The sequence below is a fragment of the Pseudomonas sp. Irchel s3f7 genome, assembly GCF_900187615.1.
Taxonomy (GTDB): domain Bacteria; phylum Pseudomonadota; class Gammaproteobacteria; order Pseudomonadales; family Pseudomonadaceae; genus Aquipseudomonas.
Genome location: NZ_FYDO01000045.1, coordinates 1 through 21,855, shown reverse-complemented (window position 1 = coordinate 21,855; position 21,855 = coordinate 1). Strand labels below are relative to the sequence as shown.

Sequence of the window (21,855 nt, the reverse complement as noted above, 5' to 3'; positions counted from 1 at the left end):
TCTCAAACCTGGGCTTGCGCCAGCGCCCGGGCATTTTGCAAACGCCGGGTGAGCATCGCCACGCTCACCACCAGAATTGCGCACAGGCTGATGACCATGGCCATCGGCATGGCGCTGCCGTCGTGCAACACGCCGACCAGCGCCGCGGCGCCGGCAGCGACGCTGAACTGCAAGCAACCGAGCATCGCCGAAGCGCTCCCGGCGCGGGCGCCCTGCCCGTTCATGGCACACGCCGAGGCGTTCGGGAGGATGCATCCGAGGCTGGAGATACAAATGAACAATGGGATCAGCAGCGGCCACAGGCGTTCGGTGTGCAGGGCGCTGACCGCAAGCAGCGTCAAGCCGGCACCGAGGTAAACCCAAACCGCGCGTGTCAGCAAAAATGCCGGCCCACGTTTGGCCAGCAAACGCGCATTGACCTGCGCCACCAGAATGAACCCCGCCGCATTGATGCCGAACAACCAACCAAAATGCTCGGCCGGGACACCGTAAAGGTCGATGAAGACGAACGGTGAACCCGCGATGTAGGAGAACATTCCGGCAATCGCGATGCCTCCGGTCAGGGCATGGCCGAGGAACACCGAATCAGCCAGTAACCGGCCGTACTGACGCAATGCGCCCGAGAGTGGTTGACGCGGTATATGAGCCGGCAGACTCTCCGGTAATCCGATGGCAACCGCCAGGCCCGCCAATGCACTGAAGCCGCACAAGACAAGAAAGATCGACTGCCAGCCGGTGGTGTTGACCAACAACCCGCCGAGCATCGGTGCGAGGATGGGCGCCAACCCCATCACCAGCATCAGCTGCGAAAAGACCTTCGCCGAACCTACCGCATCACATTTATCGCTGACCACCGCCCGGGAAATCACCATCCCCGCACACCCGCCCAAGGCCTGGACGAATCGCGCAGCGATCAGCCATTCCAGGTTCGGCGCATAAGCGCACGCCAGGGACGCGACCGTGAACAGTACGACACCGGTCAGCAATGGAATGCGTCGCCCGAACCGATCGGCCACCGGGCCATAGGCCAGTTGGCCGATGGACAAGCCGAGGAAGTACGCCGCCAGCGTCATTTGGACGTGTTTTTCGTCCGTACCGAAGGCGAGCGCCATGGCCGGAAAGGCCGGGAGATAGAAATCGATCGCCAACGGAGCGAAAGCGCTCAAGGCGCCAAGAATCAAAATGGTGCGGAAGTTCATCAGGCATCCAGTGGGGCAGAAGTCAGCAGCTCGACAGTCTAGCCGCGCATGGACGCCTTGAACATTAAGATAGCTCGCTAACTATTAAAAAGATCAAGCCAGCTTGATGCCGTAGCCTTCCTCGCTGATCGCCTCGATGACTTGCTGCGCGGTCAGTGCGCTTTCCACGCCCACTTCTCGGGCATTCAGATCGACGCGCACGCTGGCCGCCGGGTCCTTGGCCTGGACAGCCTGGGTGATGGCCTTGACGCAGTGACCGCAGGACATGCCTTCAACGTTGAACACTTGCATGGAATGACTCCTTTTGATGAGGGTTGCGAGCAGTCTCGAGCTTGCCACCATGGCAAGGTCAAGTTCTGGAGTGATCTGCCGGGCTGGCATTCGGCACCGGGCTCGGCCAAGCTGCGTCCATCTATGACTTGAACTCAGGAGATTCAGCCATGCGCTGGTCAGCTTTCAGCCTGTTTGGCTTACTCAGCCTTTTCGCCGCCGTGCCTTCGGTCAATGCTGCCGGGGAGGATTATGGTGTGCTGATCATTTCCCGCGAGCGACTGGAAGTCGCAACGAGCTGCGAAATCGGCGTGTACATCCAGGACCAGTTGGCAGCGCGTCTGTTCCAGGAGCAAAGCACGTCTTTCAACCTGCCGCCGGGCAATGTGACCTTGCGTCTCAAACTGTTGCCGGGCCAGGCACCGGGTTGCAACCCGGGCATGCTCGCGCCGGGCTCGCAGGACATCCAGCTCAGAGCGGGTGATGTGCTGAAGTACCGGATCGCGATGACGCAGGAAGGGATGTACCTGAAGCGCGCCGATCTCGGGTACTGACACACCCCTTGTAGGAACGAGCCTGCTCACGATAGCGATCTGACACTTACATCCATATTGGATGTGCCGCCGCCATCGCGAGCAAGCTTGCTCCTACAATTGGATCTGCGGTGAATATCAGATTGGTGCTTGACCTTGCCAGCATGGCAAGGTTGATCCTGTGGTCATCTACTACAGGGAGTGCGACCGATGTCCGAATCCACCACGTTCGATATGCCGATAATCGGCATGACCTGCGCCAGTTGCGCGGGCCGTGTCGAGCGCGCCTTGAGCAACGTCATCGGTGCCAGTGCCGTCAGCGTCAACCTCGCCACTGAACAGGCGCGGGTCCAGGCGCCTTCAGGCAGCTTGCCAGCGTTGATGGATGCGGTGGAAAAAGCCGGTTACAGCGTGCCGCAGCACAGTCTGGAATTGAGCATTGACGGCATGACCTGTGCTTCCTGCGTCGGCCGCGTCGAACGTGCGCTGAACAAAGTGCCGGGGGTGAAGAGCGTCAGCGTCAACTTGGCCAACGAACGCGCCCACCTCGAACTGCTCGGCCAGATCGACCCGCAAATCCTGATCGCCGCCGTGACCAAAGCCGGTTACACCGCCAGCGTCCGGGAAGCCGACCACCCACCTGCCGATAACCAACAACAGCGCCTGCACCGCGAGCGTCTGGCCTTGATCATGGCCATCGCCCTCGCGTTGCCACTGGTGCTGCCGATGCTGTTGCAGCCGTTCGGCGTGCACTGGATGCTCCCAGCCTGGGCACAATTCGCCCTGGCCACGCCGGTGCAATTCATCTTCGGCGCACGGTTTTATGTTGCCGCGTGGAAAGCCGTGCGCGCCGGCGCGGGCAACATGGATTTGCTGGTCGCCCTCGGCACCAGTGCCGGTTATGGTTTGAGCGTGTACGAATGGGCCACGGCCACCGACCGTATGCCGCACCTGTATTTCGAAGCCTCGGCGGTGGTGATCGCGTTGGTGCTGCTGGGCAAATACCTGGAAAGCCGCGCCAAGCGCCAGACCGCCAGCGCCATCCGCGCCCTCGAAGCCTTGCGCCCGGAGCGGGCGATTCAGGTGATCGATGGCCGCGAGCAGGAAGTCGCCATCAGCGCCTTGCGTCTCAATGATCTGGTGATGGTCAAACCCGGCGAGCGTTTCCCCGTGGACGGCGACGTGATCGAAGGCCAGAGCCATGCCGACGAAGCCTTGATCAGCGGCGAAAGCCTGCCGGTGCCCAAACAACCCGGCGACAAGGTCACGGGGGGCGCAATCAATGGTGAAGGCCGGTTGCTGGTGCGCACCCAAGCCCTGGGTGCAGAAACCGTGCTGGCGCGGATCATTCGCTTGGTGGAGGACGCACAAGCCGCGAAAGCGCCGATCCAGAAACTGGTGGATAAAGTCAGCCAGGTGTTTGTGCCCACGGTGCTGCTGATTGCCTTGGCAACCCTGATCGGTTGGTGGCTGTACGGTGCACCAATGGAAACCGCGCTGATCAACGCCGTCGCCGTGCTGGTGATCGCCTGCCCTTGCGCCCTCGGGCTGGCCACGCCGACGGCGATCATGGCCGGTACCGGGGTCGCGGCACGCTACGGGATATTGATCAAGGACGCCGAGGCATTGGAGCGCGCCCACGAAGTCAGCGCCGTGGTGTTCGACAAGACCGGCACATTGACCTCGGGCGCACCGCGCATCGCGCATTTGAGTGCGATCGACGGCGACGAAGCAACCCTGTTGCAACTGGCCGGTGCCCTGCAACGCGGTAGCGAGCATCCGCTGGCCAAAGCGGTTCTCGACGCCTGCACCGAACGCGACTTGAGCGTGCCCGATGTCACCGACAGCCAGTCCCTGACCGGGCGCGGCATTGCCGGCACCCTTGAGGGTCGTCGGTTGGCGCTGGGCAATCGACGCCTGTTGCAAGATTGCGATTTAGAACCAGGCTCTCTAGCTGAATCGGCCACGGCCTGGGAAACCGAAGGCCGGACTTTGTCCTGGCTGATCGAGCAAAGTCCCGAGCCTCGCGTGCTGGGTCTGTTCGCCTTCGGTGACACCCTCAAGCCCGGTGCGCTGCAAGCCGTGCAGCAACTCGCCGTCCGCCACATCAGCAGCCACTTGCTGACCGGTGACAATCGCGGCAGCGCCAACGTGGTCGCCCAGGCGCTGGGCATTAACGATGTGCACGCCGAAGTGCTGCCAGCAGACAAAGCCGCCACGGTTGCAGCGCTGAAGAAAACCGGTGTGGTGGCGATGGTCGGCGACGGCATCAATGATGCTCCGGCGCTGGCTGCCGCCGACATCGGCATTGCCATGGGCGGAGGTACCGACGTGGCCATGCATGCAGCCGGGATCACCCTGATGCGTGGCGATCCGCGCCTGGTACCCGCCGCACTGGAGATCAGCCGCAAGACCTACGCGAAGATTCGGCAGAACCTGTTCTGGGCCTTCGTCTATAACCTGATCGGCATTCCGCTGGCGGCGTTCGGGTTCCTCAACCCAGTGCTGGCCGGTGCGGCGATGGCATTGTCGAGCGTCAGCGTGGTGAGCAATGCGCTACTGTTGAAAACCTGGAAACCCTCGGATCTGGAGGACAATCGATGAACATCGGCCAAGCGGCCCGCCACAGTGGCCTGAGCGCGAAGATGATCCGTTATTACGAGTCCATCGGATTGCTCAAGGCCGCCCATCGCACCGACAGCGGTTACCGGGTGTATGGCGATGACGACCTGCACACGCTGGCCTTCATCAAGCGCTCACGGGATTTGGGGTTTTCGCTGGAAGAGGTCGGCAAACTGCTGACCCTCTGGCAGGACCGCCAGCGGGCCAGTGCCGATGTGAAAGCGCTGGCGCGTCAGCACATTGATGAGCTGAACCAGAAGATTCTCGAACTGGAGCAGTTGCGCGATACGTTGCAGGATCTGGTCGAGCATTGTCAGGGCGATCATCGACCGGATTGCCCGATCCTGAAAAACCTGGAGTCGGGTTGCTGTGCTGACGCGGTCCGCGCCTGAAAATCGATGCTGGTGTAGGTGGAAGACAAAAAAACCGGCCGAAGCCGGTTTTTTCTTTAGCCGATCACTGCATCCAGGGCGGAGGCGGTTCTTCGGCCTTGTCGGGCGGTGCGTCGTCTGCCGCACGGACCGCTTGCTTGCGTGCTTCATCCAGGCGGGCAGCCTCGATCTCGCGCATGATGCCGCCCACGTCGGCCAGCTCTTCCGGTTCGTCGAACTCACCGGTCAGGACGCTGTTCGGGTGCAAGGTGCCGGCTTCGTACAAGGCCCACATCTCTTTGGCGTACCGGGTCTGCTTCAATTCCGGTGCAAACCGGCCGAAGTAGGACGCCATGTTGCCCACATCCCGTTCCAGCATGCTGAACGCGTGGTTGTTGCCCGCCGCATCCACCGCTTGTGGCAGGTCGATGATCACCGGGCCGGTCGGCGTCAGCAGCACGTTGAACTCGGACAGGTCGCCGTGCACCAGACCGGTACACAACATCAGCACGATCTGCGAAATCAGGAACGCGTGATACTCGCGCGCCTGGTCCGGCTCCAGGACCACGTCGTTCAGACGCGGTGCCGCATCGCCGTATTCGTCGGCCACCAGTTCCATGAGCAGCACGCCTTCAAGGAAGTCGAACGGCTTGGGCACCCGCACACCGGCACCGGCCAGACGGAACAGCGCCGCCACTTCGGCGTTCTGCCAGGCGTCTTCGGTTTCCTTGCGGCCAAACTTCGAGCCCTTGGCCATCGCACGAGCCTGACGGCTGTTGCGCACCTTGCGGCCTTCCTGATACTCGGCCGCCTGACGGAAACTGCGTTTATTCGCCTCCTTGTAAACCTTGGCGCAACGTAACTCGTTGCCGCAGCGCACCACATAAACAGCTGCTTCTTTACCACTCATGAGTGGGCGCAGCACCTCGTCGACCAGACCGTCCTCGATCAGGGGTTCAATGCGTTTTGGAGTCTTCATCAGCTTTTATTGTGGGTCCTTTATTACCAAACACGCGAAAGTCATTCGTTATACGGCAATCCAGTCACGGGTGGGAGGGGGTGCCGACCTATGAACACTGCCAGGAACAACAAGAAGCACACAATGTGCCGGGTTGATCACGCAATCCCGACGTTCATCGTGACGCCAAAGATCATAGCCGAGCCGGCATGAGGTGTTGTGCAGAGCCTGCGAAGGCATGTGTGACAGAAGCTGACATCCGGGCTCATCCCCTTCGCAGGATATTTCTCTCAAATCACCTTTCGATGATGGCGGTCACGCCCTGCCCTCCCGCCGCACAAATCGAAATCAACCCGCGCCCCTTGCCCGCCGCATCCAGCAACTTCGCCAGATTGGCCACGATGCGCCCGCCGGTTGCCGCAAACGGATGCCCCGCCGCCAACGAGCTGCCCTTGACGTTGAGCCGGCGGCGGTCGATCGATCCGAGTGCGGCGTCGAGGCCGAGGCGGGTTTTGCAGTAGTCGGGGTCCTCCCAGGCTTTCAAGGTGCATAACACTTGCGCGGCAAAGGCTTCGTGGATTTCGTAGTAATCGAAGTCTTGCAAGATCAGGCCGTTGCGCGCCAGCAAGCGCGGGACCGCATAGACCGGCGCCATCAGCAAACCTTCGGCACCGTTGACGAAATCCACCGCCGCCGCTTCGCCATCGCGCAGGTACGCGAGAATCGGTAAGCCACGTGCCTTTGCCCACTCCTCACTGCCCAGCAGCACCAGCGATGCGCCATCGGTCAGCGGCGTCGAGTTGCCCGCCGTCAGTGTGCCCTTGGCGCTTTTCTCGTAGGCCGGTTTAAGCGAGGCAAGTTTTTCCAGCGTCGAATCCGCACGCAGGTTGTTGTCGCGGGTGAGGCCGAGGAACGGTGTCATCAAATCGTTGTGCCAACCTTCCGCATAGGACGCCGCCAACTTCTGATGGCTCTCCAGTGCCAGTTGATCCTGGGCTTCACGGGGGATGTTCCAGGTCTGAGCCATCAATTCACAATGCTCGCCCATGGACAGACCGGTGCGCGGTTCGCCGTTGCGCGGGAATTCGGGGATCAGGTGTTTAGGGCGCAATTGCAGGAAGGTCTTCAGTTTGTCGCCGGTGGTCTTGGCGCGATTGGCTTGCAGCAGAATCCTGCGCAGCCCTTCACTGACACTGATCGGCGCATCGGAGGTGGTGTCGACGCCACCGGCAATGCCGCAATCGATCTGGCCCAGGGCAATCTTGTTCGCCACCAGCAACGCCGCTTCCAGCCCGGTGCCGCAGGCCTGCTGAATGTCATACGCCGGGGTGGCTGGCGACAACCGCGAACCGAGCACGCATTCGCGCGTCAGGTTCATGTCCCGCGACAATTTGAGCACCGCGCCGGCGACCACTTCGCCAACGCGCTGGCCATGCAGGTTGTAGCGTTCGATCAGGCCTTCGAGGGCGGCGGTGAGCATCGACTGATTGCTGGCCGTGGCGTATTGGCCGTTGGAGCGAGCGAAGGGAATGCGGTTACCGCCAATGATCGCGACGCGACGCAACTGAGTCATGAAAAGCTCCTGATGAAAAATCAAAATCCTACAATGATCAAGCGTAGGCCTTATCTCGCGGATCGAACGACTGATCGCCGTTGATGGTCCACACTTTGAACCCCAGCCACTGGAGCGTGTTCCATGTCCGACCGCTATATCGACTTCGCCAATTCGTCCATCGGCCATCGTCTGGTCGGCGCCCTGGGGCTGCCTTCACCCACGCGGCTGGAGCGCTGGCAAGCGGGCCGGTTGCGTCCGGTGGAAGGAGCGTTGCTGATCGGTGGCGGACCGCTGACAGAAAAAATCAGCGCACTCGCCCACCGCCTGACCGATGCGATCTACAGCTACGGCACCGAGCCTTCGATGGCGACAGCATGGATTCCCGGCCACGGGCCGAAACTCAAAGCCGTGGTGTTCGACGCCAGTGACCTGGTGCACACCGACCAGCTCAAACAGCTGCGCGAATTCTTCCAGCCGCTGATGAAAAACCTCGATCAATGTGCGCATCTCGTGCTGCTCGGGCGGGCACCGGAAACTCTGAGCGATCCGTTCGCCGCCAGTGCGCAACGTGCGTTGGAAGGCTTCAGCCGTTCGTTGGCCAAGGAGTTGCGCAGCGGCAGCACGTTGCAATTGATTTACGTTGGCGAGGGTGCTGAAGACCAACTCGAAGGCCCGTTGCGGTTTTTCCTCTCGCCCAAAAGTGCCTTCGTGTCCGGGCAAGTCATTCGCCTGGCACCGTGCGCCACTCAAGTGACGGACTGGACGCGCCCGCTCGCCGGGCGCAAAGCCTTGATCACCGGGGCAGCGCGAGGCATTGGCGCTTCGATTGCCGAAACCCTGGCCCGTGACGGCGCCGACGTCATCCTGCTCGACGTACCACCGGCCAAGACCGATCTCGAAGCCCTCGCCGCCCGTCTCGGTGGCCGCAGCATTACCCTGGATATCTGCGCCGAAGACGCCGCTGCACAGTTGATCGAACAGTTGCCCGACGGCGTCGACATCGTGGTGCACAACGCGGGCATCACCCGGGATAAAACCCTGGCCAACATGACCCCGGAATTCTGGGACGCGGTGCTCGCGGTCAACCTCAAGGCTCCGCAAGTGCTGACCAAGGCCCTGCTCGACAACGGCACCTTGCACGACAATGGCCGGGTGATTCTGCTGGCCTCCATCAGCGGCATCGCCGGCAATCGCGGGCAAACCAATTACGCGGCGAGCAAGGCCGGGTTGATGGGTCTTGCGCAGGCGTGGGCGCCGCTGCTTCAAGAGCGCGGTATCAGCATCAACGCGGTGGCTCCGGGCTTCATCGAAACGCAAATGACCGCACACATTCCGTTCGGCCTGCGTGAAGCCGGGCGGCGCATGAGCTCACTCGGTCAGGGTGGCCTGCCGCAAGACGTCGCCGAAGCCGTTGCCTGGCTCGCGCAGCCGGGTACCGGTGCGTTCACCGGGCAAGCGCTGCGGGTTTGCGGACAAAGTGTTCTGGGGGCATAGACATGATCACCGACTGGCACACGCTCAACCACGGACCCAGCCTTCCGGGCCTGTATGCGCGGGCAGCGACACGCCGCAAAATCACCGGCACCACCCTGCCCCGCTCGGGTTTGCGCTGCTGGCTGAATGTCGACCCCAAGCGACTGGAGGCCTATCGCAAGGTCTGCGGTTTTGTCGACAACGGTCTGCTGCCACCGACGTATCCGCACATTCTCGGCTTCGCGTTGCAGATGCAATTGCTCACCGCCAGAGAGTTTCCGTTCCCGCTGCTGGGGCTGATTCACTTGAGCAATCGCATCCAGGTGTTTCGCCCCATGGGCGGAGTGAGCCGAGTGCGAGTCAGCGTGCAAGTGCACAACCTGCAACCCCACGCCAAGGGCGCGACGTTCGATCTGGTCACGACCCTGGACGATCAGTTGGGGTCGCTGTGGGAAGAACAAAGTCAGATGCTCTGTCGCGGCGTCAAACTCGACGGCGAGCCGGTCGAGGAGGTGTTGGCATCGACCCTGGCAATGACCGAAATCGCACGCTGGACAGCGCCCTCGGACATTGGGCGGCAGTACGCCAAAGTGTCCGGCGACTACAACCCGATTCACCTGAGTGCGGCCAGCGCCAAACTCTTTGGTTTCCCGACCGCCATTGCTCATGGCTTATGGAACAAGGCGCGCACCTTGGCGGCGCTCGCCGAGTATCTGCCGGCGGCGAACATCGAAATCGCCATGCAGTTCAGGAAACCGGTGCGCCTGCCCAGCGAAGTGACATTGACGGCCAGCGCGCCGGGATCGAGCGGGGACTTGCAGTTGCTGGGCGCCGGGGATCTGGAACACATGGTCGGGCATTGGCGCCCGGTTGCCTGACAAAGACGAGGGTCTTGATGCGGCAGTAGATGGTTAATTGTGAATATATAACTTAAGTTTTTACGGCTTCATCACCGCATCATTACGCCGCGCCGCGCCCTGCACTCCCTTGATTTATAAGAAGTTTCCCGGCACAAGAATACAAATACCCCCTCCAACGAACTAATCCTAAAGAAATGCCATCACGCCGATATCAAACGGGTTAATACCAAGTTGAGAATGGCGCTGCGCAGCCCTTGCGATTGTTATGTGAACAACGGACGAAGGCATTGTCGGCAATAGAACCGGCGAGCCTTCGTAGACAACTACGTTGTGTCAGGTGCAAGGAATCTCGCTCATGAACAATCAAGTGTGGTGCAAATCGGCAATCGCATTAGCGCTCATCCTCTCGCTCGGCCTCAGCGGTTGCAGCAGTGGCGGTGGCGGTCATCGCAGCAGTTCCGGCGGTTCCGACGATACTGCCGCAGCAGACGGGACGGGCGGCACTGGTGATACGGCCGGCACCGGCGGAACGGGTGGCACGGCAGGCACTGGCGGAACCGGTGGCACCGGCGATACGGCTGGCACAGGCGGCACAGGCACTGGCGGCACCGGTGGTACTGGCGGTACTGGCGGCACTACTGACCCGACGAATCCCACCAACCCCACCAACCCCACCAACCCTACAAATCCAACAAATCCAACCAATCCCGTGGTGCCCTCGCTGGTGACCACGACGCTGCTACAGGACGTCGGTAAAACCGTCAGTGGCGTGGGCGACGGCGTAGGCCAGGTCGGCGACTCGCTGAGCGGTGTTCCAGTGGCGGGTGGCGTCGTGCAAAGCGTGGTCAATACCACCGGCAATGTCGTCACTACGCTCGGTGACGGTGTGACCAATGGCATCGGAAAACTCAGCACCAACCCTGACGGCCTCAGCGTTACCACTTCGGCAGTGGGCGGCGTGGTGCAGGATGTCGGCAACGGTGTTTCCGATCTCAGCGGCAAATTGGCCACGACCACCAACAGCATTCCGGTCGTCGGTGGGGTGGTGACCAAAGTGGCCCCCGTGCTGGATGGCCTCGGCGAGAAAGTCACCATGCTCGGCGACACGCTGAGCCTTGCCACCAGCACCGGTCCTCTGGGCTCGGTCACAGAGCAATTGGGCAGCAAACTGGTGCCGGTGATTGCCCTGGCAGAGTCCACCACCAACAAGATCGGTGACAGCACCGGCCTCGGTGCGCCATTGAACGGCATCATCGGCAAAGTCGGCACCACGGTCGACGGTCTCGGCACCCGCGTCACGACGGTCGGCGAGGGCAACGCACTGACCAACACGGTCGGTGGCGCATTGAGCAACACCGGAACAACTCTCGGCACGTCGGGTGGTCTGCTCACCAGCGGCACAAGTTCTGGCGGCGGCTTGGGCGGCACGGGTCTGTTGGAAACGGTGGGCGGCGCCGTGGTGAATGTCAGCAGTGGCCTGAACGCGGGTAACACCAACGGCGTCATCAGCTCGGCAGGCGTGACCGGTGCTACCGGCGGCAATCTTGTTGCGACAATCGGCGGTGCGCTGGGTGGCTCGGGCGTTGCCAATACCGCTCCAACAGCACCACTGGGCACGCTGGGCGTGACCGTCGGTGCCGCGATCAATCCGGTGACCACCACCGTTACGAACGTGACCCAAAACGTCGGCGCCGCCACCGGGCTCGGTACTCCCCTGGCCGGGTTGACCACTCAAACCGGTGGTGCCGTCGCCAGCCTCGGCGGGGCGATCGCCGGCAGCACGACCAACCCGGTCGTCACAGCGGTCGGCAACACCGTCGCCACCGTAGGTGGCACAGTCGCAGCCGTTGGTGGGCTGGTGACGGGTACCACGAGCGGCACCTCAACAACCGGTGGCGTCGGCGGCGTACTCGGCGGCTTGACCGGAGCCTTGGGTGGCGCGTTGGGCGGCAACAATCGCTGAATTGCACCTGGCCGTTCGACGGCCGCACCTACAGCGCCTACGCTTGGTTGATGGCGCAAGATTCTCAACGATCTTGCGCCTTTTCTTTGGATCACAAAGATCCAGACGCTGCTGTTGTTCGAACACGGAGTGTCCTATGCGCGTCACCACGTCCTTGCTGTTGCTGACTCTGAGTTCCACTGCTCTCGCCGAAACCCTCCCCAGTTTTCTCAACACCAACGAAACCCTTCGCAACCTGCCCGCACCCAACCTGCCCGCCGACGCTTACCGTCCGAGTGCCGCACCGCTGCAAGTGCCAGAACCCGGTGCCACCCAGACCCAACCGTTGCTGATGGGCACCAAAATCAACCTCAAGACCGTGCAGATCGAAGGCGGGACGATTTATCCCCTGAGCGAACTCGCCGCGCTCTACCAACCCTTGATCGGCCATGAAACCAGCCTCGCCGATCTGATCGAGGCCACCCGCAGCATCACCCGTCGATATCAACAGGACGGTTACCTGCTGTCCTACGCTTTCCTGCCGCAACAGACCTTCGACAATGGCGTGGCGCGCGTGGTGTTGGTGGAGGGTTACATCAAGGATTACCAACTGCAGGGCGACGTCGGACGGGTCAAAGGCCTGCTCGACAAACTGGTGGCCAAACTCCAGGCCGAACGTCCTCTGACCCGCAAGACTTTCGAGCGCTACACCACGCTGATGAGCCGCATTCCTGGCGTCACCTTGCAGGCCCAAGTGCCACCGCCAGGCACCACCGATGGCGCCGCCTACCTTGAGGCCCAGGCCAGCCGAAAACCCTTCACCAGTACCTTGAGCACCACCGAAACCAATCGCAACAGCCTCCAGGCCTTGCTCGGGGTGAGCAGTAATTCCCAGACGTCCATGGGTGAACAGGTCACGCTGAGCGGCCTGTTCCCCCCGGGTGACGATCACGAACATTACTACCGCCTGGACTACAACCAGTTCCTCAATACCGAGGGCACCCAACTGGCCCTGTCCGCCTCACGCTATCGCGCAGATCCGGGCACCAACGTGCAACTGGACAACGGCTTGCAGCTTAAGCCGCATCGGGAAAACGACCGTTACTCCGTCGGTTTCAACCATCCGTTGATGGCCTCGCCCAATGAACTGCTCAACGCCGGTGCACGTCTGTACGCCGTCAACGACAAAACCGAATACGCCGTCGTCGGCTATCCGTTGAGCTTCGAAGAACGCACCGACGTCCGCGCCCTCGCCGCTGAAAGCGACTGGCGCAAGGCCAATGAAAAACAACTGCGCATCCTCAGTGGCGGGCTGTATCAAGGCATCGACGGCATGGGCGCCGAAACCAACAGCAGCGCCTACGACCTGGACTTTTTTCGCCTGCGGTTATCGGGCGTGCAGAGCGACAAATTCTTCGAAAACTGGCAAGGCGTGATGTCGGCGGCGCTGTACTGGAGCGACGACAGCCTGCCCGACAGCGAGCGCGCAGTGTTCGGCGGGCAGAACTTCGGTCGCGGCTACCCTGACGATCAAGCCTCCGGCGACAAAGGATGGGGCGCGGCTTACGAAGTGAACTACAGCTTTCATCGGGAGGGGAGCTGGGTACGCATTCTGCAACCCTATGGCGTGCTCGACCGTGCCAAGACCTGGTTCAACGAATTGCCGGTCAAGAGCAACGACATGTCATCGGTCGCCGTGGGTTTGAGATTTGGCGATGCCAAGTACTACAACGTCTCCCTGGAAGCCGCCAAGCCGATGTCCGATGAAGCGCTGGACACCTTCAACCGCCGGCCGCGATACAGCATCAGTTTCAGTTACCAGTTGTAGGAATGGGGGAGTGGCATCCGGATGATCGGGTGCCAGTCATACCGCCATCGCTGGCAAGCCAGCTCCTACAGTTTTTGCGTCGAACACAAAGTATTCGAACGGCACCAAACCTGTGGGGGCCAGCTTGCTCGCGATGAGGCCGGTGCATCCAACATTGATGTTGGCTGACAGACCGCTATCGCTGGCAAGCCAGCTCCTACAGTTTTTGCGTCGGACATGAATGATTCGAACGGCACTAAACCTGTAGGAGCCAGCTTGCTCGCGATGAGGCCGGTACATCCAACATCGATGTTGGCTGACAGACCGCTATCGCTGGCAAGCCAGCTCCTACAGTGTTTGCGTCGGACATGAATGATTCGAACGGCACCAAACCTGTAGGAGCAAGCTTGCTCGCGATGAGGCCGGTACATCCAACATCGATGTTGACTGACAGGCCGCCATCGCTGGCAAGCCAGCTCCTACAGTTTTTGCGTCGGACATGAATGATTCGAACGGCACCAAACCTGTAGGAGCAAGCTTGCTCGCGATGAGGCCGGTGCATCCAACATCGATGTTGACTGACAGGCCGCCATCGCTGGCAAGCCAGCTCCTACAGTGTTTGCGTCGGACATGAATGATTCGAACGGCACCAAGCCTGTAGGAGCAAGCTTGCTCGCGATGAGGCCGGTACATCCAACATCGATGTTGACTGACAGGCCGCCATCGCTGGCAAGCCAGCTCCTACAGTTTTTGCGTCGGACATGAATGATTCGAACGGCACCAAACCTGTAGGAGCAAGCTTGCTCGCGATGAGGCCGGTACCTCCAACATCGATGTTGACTGAAAGACCGCTATCGCTGGCAAGCCAGCTCCTACAGTTTTTGCGTCGAACATGAATGATTCGAACGGCACCAAGCCTGTAGGACAAGCTTGCTCGCGATGGGGCCGGTACCTCCAACATCGATGTTGACTGACAGGCCGCCATCGCTGGCAAGCCAGCTCCTACAGTGTTTGCGTCGGACATGAATGATTCGAACGGCACCAAACCTGTAGGAGCAAGCTTGCTCGCGATGAGGCCGGTGCATCCAACATCAATGTTGGATGTACCGGCACTCCGGGCGTTTGCCATAAGGGACTCGCCGTAAGGGCGAAACCATAAGCCGCCATTACTGCGAAAACGGATAGTTACTCAATCAACCAGGAGCATGGTCGGCCCAGAGTCCGCCAAGTCACCCCTTGACCAAATACATCTGCGGCTGAGGAAACAAATTGTTCAGCGTCTCCAACAACCGCACGTGATAAATCGGCTTGCGAAACAAATCGAGTACCTGCAACCGAAGCAAGTCACTGACATCCTCCATACCCGCATGCCCGGACATCACAATCACCGGCAAATGCTCACGCGACGTATGCTCGCGCAGCCGCTTGATCAACGACATGCCACTCTCCTCCGGCATGCGCAGGTCCGTGATGACCAGCGCAATATCCGGATGACGCGTCAAATGCTGCAACGCAATCTTGACCGATGTCGCCGTGTAGCAATTGAACCCTTCACCCTCCAGCAACTCCGCCAACTCAAGCAATGCATCCTCCTCGTCATCGACCAGAAGAAGCTGCTGGCGTGGCTGTGCGAGCGCATTCATAAGGCAATACCTGCAATGGACTAAGCGCTGACGTTAGGATCCGGCAAATTATCGTCTTAGCCAGGGCTCACTAGGGTGCGGGAGGGTTAGCGGTTTTCTCCAGTGCCGTTCCGAGATCGCTGAATATTGTCTTAATGTCTCCCCCAATGTCACTACCAAGCCCGGCAATCACCACCGCAACCATCGCTGCCACAATCGCATATTCAATACCCGAAGCACCCTCGGTATCCCTCACCAGTCTCCTGTAACTGAAGAAAACGATTTCCAATTTGACCTTCTGAACCAGTGTGGAAATAGACATAACGTTCTCCTGGACGACGACGGGTGTTGCACGGACGCAACATGATTCCCCAGTGCCAGCATCAGCATTGTCGGCATTACCCACCCCAACAACTGTAAATACGCATTAATACAAAAGTATTAGTCGGTTCGTTGACGTCATAAAACAGTGTCATTTCATCGGGCATCGCTGTTTGAGGGCTTATTTTTTCCTCTCGGTAATGGCATTTCGCTCTACCTGCGCTACGGTCAAATAGCGAAATAGTCCAATGTTCATAGCTGCCTGATTGCGAAGTTTTCTCGTTAGATAGAACGAGTTCTGTAGCAGCAGGAAAGGGAGAGCCGTCATGAACAGCCGTATTACCCTGGGTCTCGCCGGTTTGTTTTTGATCGGCGCCATCATTGCCGGATATTGGGGCGTCTCATTGAGCCGCCAACCGGCCCCCGAACCCGTTGTCCAGGTCACCGACACCCCACCGGTTGTCGCCACTCCGGCGTCGATGCCTGCGGATGATCTCACTCGACATCCGGTGGTCGTGCTGGTCAACAATGTCGCGGCCTTTGTGCCGATCACCGCCGCCGACGTGACCGTGGAAAAACTGCGCACGGTGCCGGCCGGCAGCCTGACCCGCCTTGACCAGGTGATCGGACGCACGCCATGGCGAGCCCTCAGCGCCGGCACCTGGCTCAACGACGCCAGTTTCGAAGCCGGCAGCCAACTGTCACGCATGATCCGCATCGATGAGCGTGCCCTGGCGGTCGCCGTGGACGAAGTGATCAATGTCGGCGGGCAACTGACGCCCGGCGACTATGTCGATGTGTTGCTGTTTCTGCGTAAAGACACCCTCAACCTTCAACCGTCGTCGCAGCTTGTGATACCGGCCTTGCGGGTGCTCGGCGTGGGCGAACAAATGGGTTTGACCAACGACGGCCAGCCTTCCAGCCCGACGGCCAACCAAGACGAAAAACTCAAGCAAGACCAGAAGCGCGCCGCGGCCCGGACCGTGTTGCTCGCCGTCCCCGAACAACTGGTGAGCCGCCTGATGCTCGCAGCCCAGGTCGGGGTGTTGCGCCTGGCGGTCCGCAGTGCCGATGAACAACGCCTGGCCCGCTACTGGGCCGGTGAGCGTGTTTCGGCAACCACGCTGGCCAATGCCAACCGCGAACTCCTGCAATTCAGCCAACTGGCCATGACCGCTCCTCCCCCGAAATCTGCCCCGGTCAGCAATGGCAACGCACCGCGCAAGCCCAGTGTGGAAGTCATTCGTGGCAACGAAATCACCCAACAGACCCCCTGAGCCGAGCAAGGACGCCTTTCCATGCGCAGACGCTCTACGCCGTTGTTCAACCGCCTCGAAAACGGCGACATCGATAAACGCAGTGGGTTATCGCAATGAGCCAGAACCTGAATCAGACCTTCCTCGCAATCACGCGTAACAACACCGACCTCGAATGGCTGCAAGGCGCCCTCGCGCCTTTGGGTCAAGTGGTCAGCGCCGGTGGCGGCAGCCTCGATGAACTGCTCGCGCTGGTCGACGTGACCTTCGCCAGCCTGGTGTTCGTCGGCCTGGACCGCGACCATGTGGTGGCCCAAAGCGCATTGATCGAGGGCGCGCTGGAAGCCAAGCCGATGCTGGCGATCGTCGCGCTCGGTGACGGCATGGACAACCAGCTTGTGCTCAATGCCATGCGTGCCGGTGCCCGGGATTTTGTCGCCTATGGCTCGCGCTCCAGCGAGGTCGCGGGCCTGGTACGGCGCCTGAGCAAACGTCTGCCGCAAGTGACGCCTAACACGCACCTGGCCGGCCTGACCGTCCTCTATGGCGTACAGAGCAATGCCGACGGCGCCTTGCTCGCGACCCACATGGCGCAAGTGGTGCAGAAGAGTGGACAACACACGTTGCTGCTTGATCTGGGCTTGCCCCGAGGCGACAGCCTGGCCCTGCTCGGTCTGGAGAGCTCGTTTCACTTCGGCGATGCGTTACGCCACTTGCGACGCCTCGATGCCACGCTGATCGACAGCGCGTTCACCAGTTGCGAAGCCGGGCTGCGCATTCTCGCCTATGCCAGCAGCGATGAACCACTGGAGCACACCAGCGCCGCCGAGTTGTACATGTTGCTCAGCGCCCTGCGCCAACACTTCCAGCACATCGTCGTGAACCTCACCGGTCAGCCGGACAGCGAGGCACTGCGCACCTTCGTCAGCCATTGCGACAAGCTGCTGTGGTACACCGATCAGAACGTGCTCGACTGTCGCCGCAACCTCGCCGTGCTCAACGCATGGCGTGAAAAAGGCATGAAGCTCGATCACGCCAGGCTGTTGATCGACCGCTACCTGCGCAACGTCGCGCCCGACTCCGAAACCCTCGGAAAAACCTTCGATCTGGAGATCATCGCCACGCTCGCCTACAGCCCGGAGGTCCGCCTCAACGCCAAGAACCAGGGCGTGACGCTGTTCGAACTGGCGCCTCGCGAAGGCCTCACCCAAAGCCTGCGCGCCCTCGGCGAACGCCTGGCCAAACGCTCCGAAGGCCTGGCCAAACCCAAGGCCGGTTGGTTCGACCGCTTGCGAGGTGTGCAATGAGCAGCGAAAAACTTTTCGGCGCCACGCAACGCGCCGCCATTGGCAACACTGACCATGACGGCCTGAAACTGGTATTGCACCGCTACATCATCGACGCCATCGAAGAGTCCGGCAAAAACCTGCTGGAAGGCTCGCGGCAAGTGCTATCGCAATTTGTGATCGACAAAGTGGCCGAGTACATCGCGCGTCTGCACCTGGCCATTTCCCGCTATGAAATGGAGCGCCTGGCCGAAGAGATCGTCGACGAACTCACCGGTTTCGGCCCGCTGGAAGTGTTGCTGCGTGACACGGCGGTGACCGAGATTCTGGTCAACGGCCCCCATCGGGTGTTCGTTGAACGCGAGGGCGTGCTGCACCTGAGCGACTTGCGTTTCATCGACTCGCACCACGTTGAACGCGTCATGCAACGGATTCTCGCGCCATTGGGGCGACGGCTCGACGAGTCTTCGCCGATGGTCGATGCGCGCCTGCCCGATGGCAGCCGGGTCAACGCGATCATTCCGCCCATTGCCCTCGATGGTCCGTGCCTGTCGATCCGGAAGTTTCGCCAGGACATGCTGAAAAGCACCGACCTGATGGCCATGCAAACTATCGATCAGGCGATTTACGATTTCATTCAGGAAGCCGTGGGCAAGCGCTGCAATATTCTGATCAGCGGCGGCACCGGCACCGGCAAGACCACGCTGCTGAACATTCTCAGTCAACTGATCAACCCCAATGAACGACTGGTGACCATCGAAGACGTCGCCGAGTTGCAACTCGGCCACCCGCACGTCGTGCGCCTGGAAACCCGTCCGCCGAATGCCGAGGGCCATGGCGAGGTGAAATCCAGCGACCTGATTCGCAACGCCCTGCGGATGCGCCCGGACCGGATCATCCTCGGTGAGATTCGTGGTGTCGAAGTGGTCGACGTCCTCACGGCCATGAACACCGGCCACGACGGTTCCATGAGCACCGTGCACGCCAACAACGCCCAGGACGCGTTGCTGCGCCTGGAAACCCTGGTCGGCCTGACTGGCCGCACCATCGCCGAACGCACCCTGCGACAAATGATCTGCGCGGCACTGGACGTCGTCATCCAGCTGACGCGCTTGCCCGACGGCCGCCGCTGCGTCAGCGAAGTGGTCGAGGTGATTGGCGTGCGCGATGACGTGTATGTCACCAATACACTGTTCCGTTTCGACCGTCGTACCGGTTTTGGCTTTTTGCGCGAAGCGGTCAACCCCGCCGGCGACAAATTGCGCCGCGAAACGACGCTCGCCCCTTCGGCGTATTGAGGCCTCGACATGCTCAGACCCGCGCTGCTGATCCTTGTTTGTCTGATCCTGTTCGGGCTGTCGCTGCGCTTTCTCTATAGCGGGCTGCGCCAGAACGGCACCGAGCGAATTCTTGGCCGTCTGAGCCAGGGGCAACCGCAACGGATGCTGCCGAAATCATCCTGGAGCGGCCTCGAACGCGCGTTCCTGCGCGCAGGGCTCGGGCGCCCCACCGAACGGCTGGGCCTGTGGATTTCGTTATGGGCGTTGGGCGTGCTGATGGGGTTTGTCGTGTCGGGCTGGCTCGGCGCGTTGGTGTTGCTGGTGATGCCCCCGGTGATCGTGCGGCTGTTTGTCAGTTGGCGTTATCAGCGTCGCCTCACACGCATGATTGAACAACTGCCGACCTTGCTCGATCACGCCGTGCGCAGCCTGAAATCCGGCCGGACACTGTCCGATGCCGTGCTGGGCGCCATCGACACCGCCGCAGACCCGCTCAAAGATGCCATGGGCCGGGTTCAGCGCAACGTGCAGTTAGGCGTTGGCCTGGCCGAGGCCACTTCGGACTTTGCCGAACTGTACGAGAAAGATGAGCTGCGTCTGTTCGCACTCGGTTTGAAGGTCAATCACCGTTACGGCGGCAATGCCAGCGAGTTGCTGGAAAACCTGATCAAGATGATCCGCGAGCGGGAGCAGGCGGCGCGTCAATTGCGCGCAATGACCGGTGAAACCCGCATCACTGCGTTGGTTCTGGCGCTGCTTCCGGTCAGCGTTGCAGCTTACTTTCTGGCCACCAACCCGACCTATCTTCAGAGCATGTGGAGGGACAGTTCCGGGCAAATGATGCTGGTGAGCGCGTTCGCTCTGCAGGTGGTCGGTTGCTTTGCGCTGTGGCGCATGATGCGCACCCTATGAAGATCTCATTACTGATCTGCGCGCTGCTGTTTCTCGGGGCTGGTCTGTTGTTGCTGCACAATTTGCTGGAACAACGACGCCGAGCGCGCCAGGTGACCCAGCGACTGGACGGCAAGTTGTCAGGCGACAACCGTTTCAACCAATGGCTGCAAATGCTGGGCGCCAGCCGTCTCGGGCAACTGTCGGTCAAAATGGACAACGAAACCCTGACGCTGCTCAACCGTCTGGGGTGGCGCAGCGCCCGCCAGCGTTCACTGTTCGCCGCGCTGCAAGTGGGCGTGCCCTTGCTGGCGTTGGTTTTGTGCTTGCTCGGCCAGGAGCTGTTTTACCCGACGGTAAAAAACCACTGGGTGGCCCCGATTATCGCCATCGGCTTCGGTTATCTACTGCCAAAACGCTTTCTGGCTGCCGCAGCACAACGTAGACAACAACAGCTCGTCGTCGAGACCTCAACCTTCATTACGCTGCTGCGCATCCTGTTCGAATCGGGCATGGCGGTGGAACAATCCCTGCGCGTCCTGAGCCAGGAAGGCAAGCAACTGCTGCCCGCCCTGACCCATGAACTGCGTCTGGTGCTGGCGCGGGTAGACTCCGGCCTGGAACTGGGCGAAGAACTGAACAAGTCCAGCCACTTGTTGGCGGTCCAGGAGTTCACTGACACCTGCGTGATCTTGCAACAGCTGATCTACCAGGGCGGTGGCGCGATGAAATCCCTGCTGGCACTCAAACAGTTACTCGATGACCGCCGCCTGACACGCCTGCAGGAATACATCTCCAAAATGTCCGCCAAAATGTCCATCGTGATGATGGTGTTTCTCTTCCCGGCACTGTTGATCGTACTGGCAGGCCCGGGCTTTACCGCCTTGAGCCGAGCGTTTGCTCATTAGAGAGCGCCGTTTTTGGAACAAGATGGTGGGTCAGGGACTTTTTGTTGCTCGCCGATTTTGTGTACCCCTGAAAACAGTGTAGGAGCGCGTGCAGCAGCAAGATCAGGTTGGTTGGCAGGCCGTCATCGCTGGCAAGCCAGCTCCTACAATTGGACGCGTGCAGCCGCAACGTCAGGTCGGCTGTCAGGCCGTCATCGCTGGCAAGCCAGCTCCTACAATTGGACGCGTGCAGCCGCAACGTCAGGTCGGCTGTCAGGCCGTCATCGCTGGCAAGCCAGCTCCTACAATTGATCTCCGTACACCCGCGCTTCTCACCACTCATCAGGCCGAGCGTTAGCTCGCCTTCAGCTTTTGATCTTGATCCACCCGCCCCCTCGGCAGGCTGAGTGGAGGTGTTCATCCGGGGGTTAGGCGCGTAGCGCCGTGCGGCGAAGCCGCACACATCGAGAGGAGGTCGAAGCGAAGCCGACCGGAGGCGATGCCCCCGGATGAATGCCGGAGCGAAGGAACCCCGAGCCTCAGCGAGGGACCGTACGTAAGGGGCGAGCGTTTTTTGCTTACTTTTTTAGGCGCTCCCTCCGTGTCAGGCTACCTGTCACCCTTGTTGATTGACTCATTCATTCAAGAGGGCGAAGGTGCATAACAATGTCCAATCTAGGCAAACGCTACGACGACGACTTCAAAGATTGGGTCGTCTTGCA

19 protein-coding genes are annotated in these 21,855 nt (G+C 60.7%); 12 read left to right on the top strand and 7 right to left on the bottom strand.

Annotation, left to right across the window (positions count from 1 at the left end):
• Positions 1 to 2: 2 nt before the first annotated feature.
• The gene (locus CKW19_RS27075; protein ID WP_095061447.1) at positions 3 to 1,199 is read right to left on the bottom strand and encodes a multidrug effflux MFS transporter; all 1,197 of its coding nucleotides are present in this window, start codon (positions 1,197 to 1,199) and stop codon (positions 3 to 5) included.
• A gap of 93 nt (positions 1,200 to 1,292) precedes the next feature.
• Complete coding sequence (locus tag CKW19_RS27070) at positions 1,293 to 1,490, bottom strand: cation transporter (RefSeq protein WP_095061445.1); 198 nt, start codon at positions 1,488 to 1,490, stop codon at positions 1,293 to 1,295.
• A 149-nt stretch (positions 1,491 to 1,639) separates the two neighbouring features.
• Here CKW19_RS27070 and CKW19_RS27065 point away from each other — a divergent pair, with 149 nt between their 5' ends.
• From CKW19_RS27065 to cueR, 3 genes are all read left to right on the top strand, one after another.
• Positions 1,640 to 2,023: a hypothetical protein gene (locus tag CKW19_RS27065; protein ID WP_095061443.1), complete on the top strand. Its 384-nt coding sequence runs from the start codon at positions 1,640 to 1,642 to the stop codon at positions 2,021 to 2,023.
• A 189-nt stretch (positions 2,024 to 2,212) separates the two neighbouring features.
• Positions 2,213 to 4,606 carry a heavy metal translocating P-type ATPase gene (locus tag CKW19_RS27060; RefSeq protein WP_095061441.1) on the top strand — a complete coding sequence of 798 codons (2,394 nt, stop codon included), beginning with the start codon at positions 2,213 to 2,215 and terminating at the stop codon, positions 4,604 to 4,606.
• The gene (gene cueR / locus CKW19_RS27055; RefSeq protein ID WP_095061439.1) at positions 4,603 to 5,016 is read left to right on the top strand and encodes a Cu(I)-responsive transcriptional regulator; all 414 of its coding nucleotides are present in this window, start codon (positions 4,603 to 4,605) and stop codon (positions 5,014 to 5,016) included. The genes CKW19_RS27060 and cueR overlap by 4 nt, the downstream gene beginning before the upstream one ends.
• A 64-nt stretch (positions 5,017 to 5,080) precedes the next feature.
• Here cueR and CKW19_RS27050 read toward each other — a convergent pair whose 3' ends face one another.
• Both CKW19_RS27050 and CKW19_RS27045 read right to left on the bottom strand, forming a co-directional pair.
• The gene (locus tag CKW19_RS27050) at positions 5,081 to 5,974 is read right to left on the bottom strand and encodes a PA4780 family RIO1-like protein kinase (protein WP_095061437.1); all 894 of its coding nucleotides are present in this window, start codon (positions 5,972 to 5,974) and stop codon (positions 5,081 to 5,083) included.
• 274 nt (positions 5,975 to 6,248) lie between these two features.
• Entirely contained in the window at positions 6,249 to 7,526 is a 1,278-nt protein-coding gene (locus CKW19_RS27045; protein ID WP_095061435.1) for an acetyl-CoA C-acetyltransferase, read from the bottom strand.
• 123 nt (positions 7,527 to 7,649) lie between these two features.
• Between CKW19_RS27045 and CKW19_RS27040 the strand changes: the two genes are divergently transcribed.
• From CKW19_RS27040 to CKW19_RS27025, 4 genes are all read left to right on the top strand, one after another.
• Positions 7,650 to 9,002, top strand: coding sequence for a 3-oxoacyl-ACP reductase (locus CKW19_RS27040; RefSeq protein WP_095061433.1), 1,353 nt, complete (start codon positions 7,650 to 7,652; stop codon positions 9,000 to 9,002).
• A 2-nt stretch (positions 9,003 to 9,004) separates the two neighbouring features.
• On the top strand, positions 9,005 to 9,859 hold the full coding sequence (locus tag CKW19_RS27035) for a MaoC/PaaZ C-terminal domain-containing protein (protein WP_095061431.1): 855 nt from the start codon (positions 9,005 to 9,007) through the stop codon (positions 9,857 to 9,859).
• Positions 9,860 to 10,196: 337 nt separating this feature from the next.
• Positions 10,197 to 11,804, top strand: coding sequence for a collagen-like triple helix repeat-containing protein (locus CKW19_RS27030; RefSeq protein WP_095061429.1), 1,608 nt, complete (start codon positions 10,197 to 10,199; stop codon positions 11,802 to 11,804).
• Between the two features lie 136 nt (positions 11,805 to 11,940).
• Positions 11,941 to 13,611: a ShlB/FhaC/HecB family hemolysin secretion/activation protein gene (locus CKW19_RS27025; RefSeq protein ID WP_095061427.1), complete on the top strand. Its 1,671-nt coding sequence runs from the start codon at positions 11,941 to 11,943 to the stop codon at positions 13,609 to 13,611.
• Between the two features lie 1,208 nt (positions 13,612 to 14,819).
• Here CKW19_RS27025 and CKW19_RS27020 read toward each other — a convergent pair.
• Both CKW19_RS27020 and CKW19_RS27015 read right to left on the bottom strand, forming a co-directional pair.
• Complete coding sequence (locus tag CKW19_RS27020) at positions 14,820 to 15,233, bottom strand: response regulator (RefSeq protein ID WP_095061424.1); 414 nt, start codon at positions 15,231 to 15,233, stop codon at positions 14,820 to 14,822.
• Positions 15,234 to 15,303: 70 nt separating this feature from the next.
• The gene (locus CKW19_RS27015) at positions 15,304 to 15,534 is read right to left on the bottom strand and encodes a Flp family type IVb pilin (RefSeq protein ID WP_095061422.1); all 231 of its coding nucleotides are present in this window, start codon (positions 15,532 to 15,534) and stop codon (positions 15,304 to 15,306) included.
• A 325-nt stretch (positions 15,535 to 15,859) separates the two neighbouring features.
• On the opposite strand from CKW19_RS27015, the gene cpaB reads away from it, so the two are divergent.
• From cpaB to CKW19_RS26990, 5 genes are all read left to right on the top strand, one after another.
• Positions 15,860 to 16,810 (top strand): Flp pilus assembly protein CpaB, encoded by a 951-nt coding sequence (gene cpaB / locus CKW19_RS27010; RefSeq protein ID WP_095061420.1) that lies wholly within the window; start codon positions 15,860 to 15,862, stop codon positions 16,808 to 16,810.
• A gap of 95 nt (positions 16,811 to 16,905) precedes the next feature.
• Entirely contained in the window at positions 16,906 to 18,096 is a 1,191-nt protein-coding gene (locus CKW19_RS27005) for a pilus assembly protein (RefSeq protein ID WP_095061418.1), read from the top strand.
• The gene (locus CKW19_RS27000) at positions 18,093 to 19,373 is read left to right on the top strand and encodes a CpaF family protein (RefSeq protein ID WP_095061416.1); all 1,281 of its coding nucleotides are present in this window, start codon (positions 18,093 to 18,095) and stop codon (positions 19,371 to 19,373) included. Before CKW19_RS27005 ends, CKW19_RS27000 begins: the two co-directional genes overlap by 4 nt.
• A 9-nt stretch (positions 19,374 to 19,382) precedes the next feature.
• Positions 19,383 to 20,267, top strand: coding sequence for a type II secretion system F family protein (locus tag CKW19_RS26995; RefSeq protein ID WP_095061414.1), 885 nt, complete (start codon positions 19,383 to 19,385; stop codon positions 20,265 to 20,267).
• Entirely contained in the window at positions 20,264 to 21,154 is an 891-nt protein-coding gene (locus tag CKW19_RS26990) for a type II secretion system F family protein (RefSeq protein WP_095061412.1), read from the top strand. Before CKW19_RS26995 ends, CKW19_RS26990 begins: the two co-directional genes overlap by 4 nt.
• On the opposite strand, the gene CKW19_RS28910 is transcribed toward CKW19_RS26990, so the two are convergent.
• A complete protein-coding gene (locus CKW19_RS28910) occupies positions 21,123 to 21,554 on the bottom strand; it encodes a hypothetical protein (protein ID WP_143500393.1) in 432 nt (143 codons plus the stop codon). The genes CKW19_RS26990 and CKW19_RS28910 overlap by 32 nt on opposite strands.
• Positions 21,555 to 21,855: the final 301 nt, after the last annotated feature.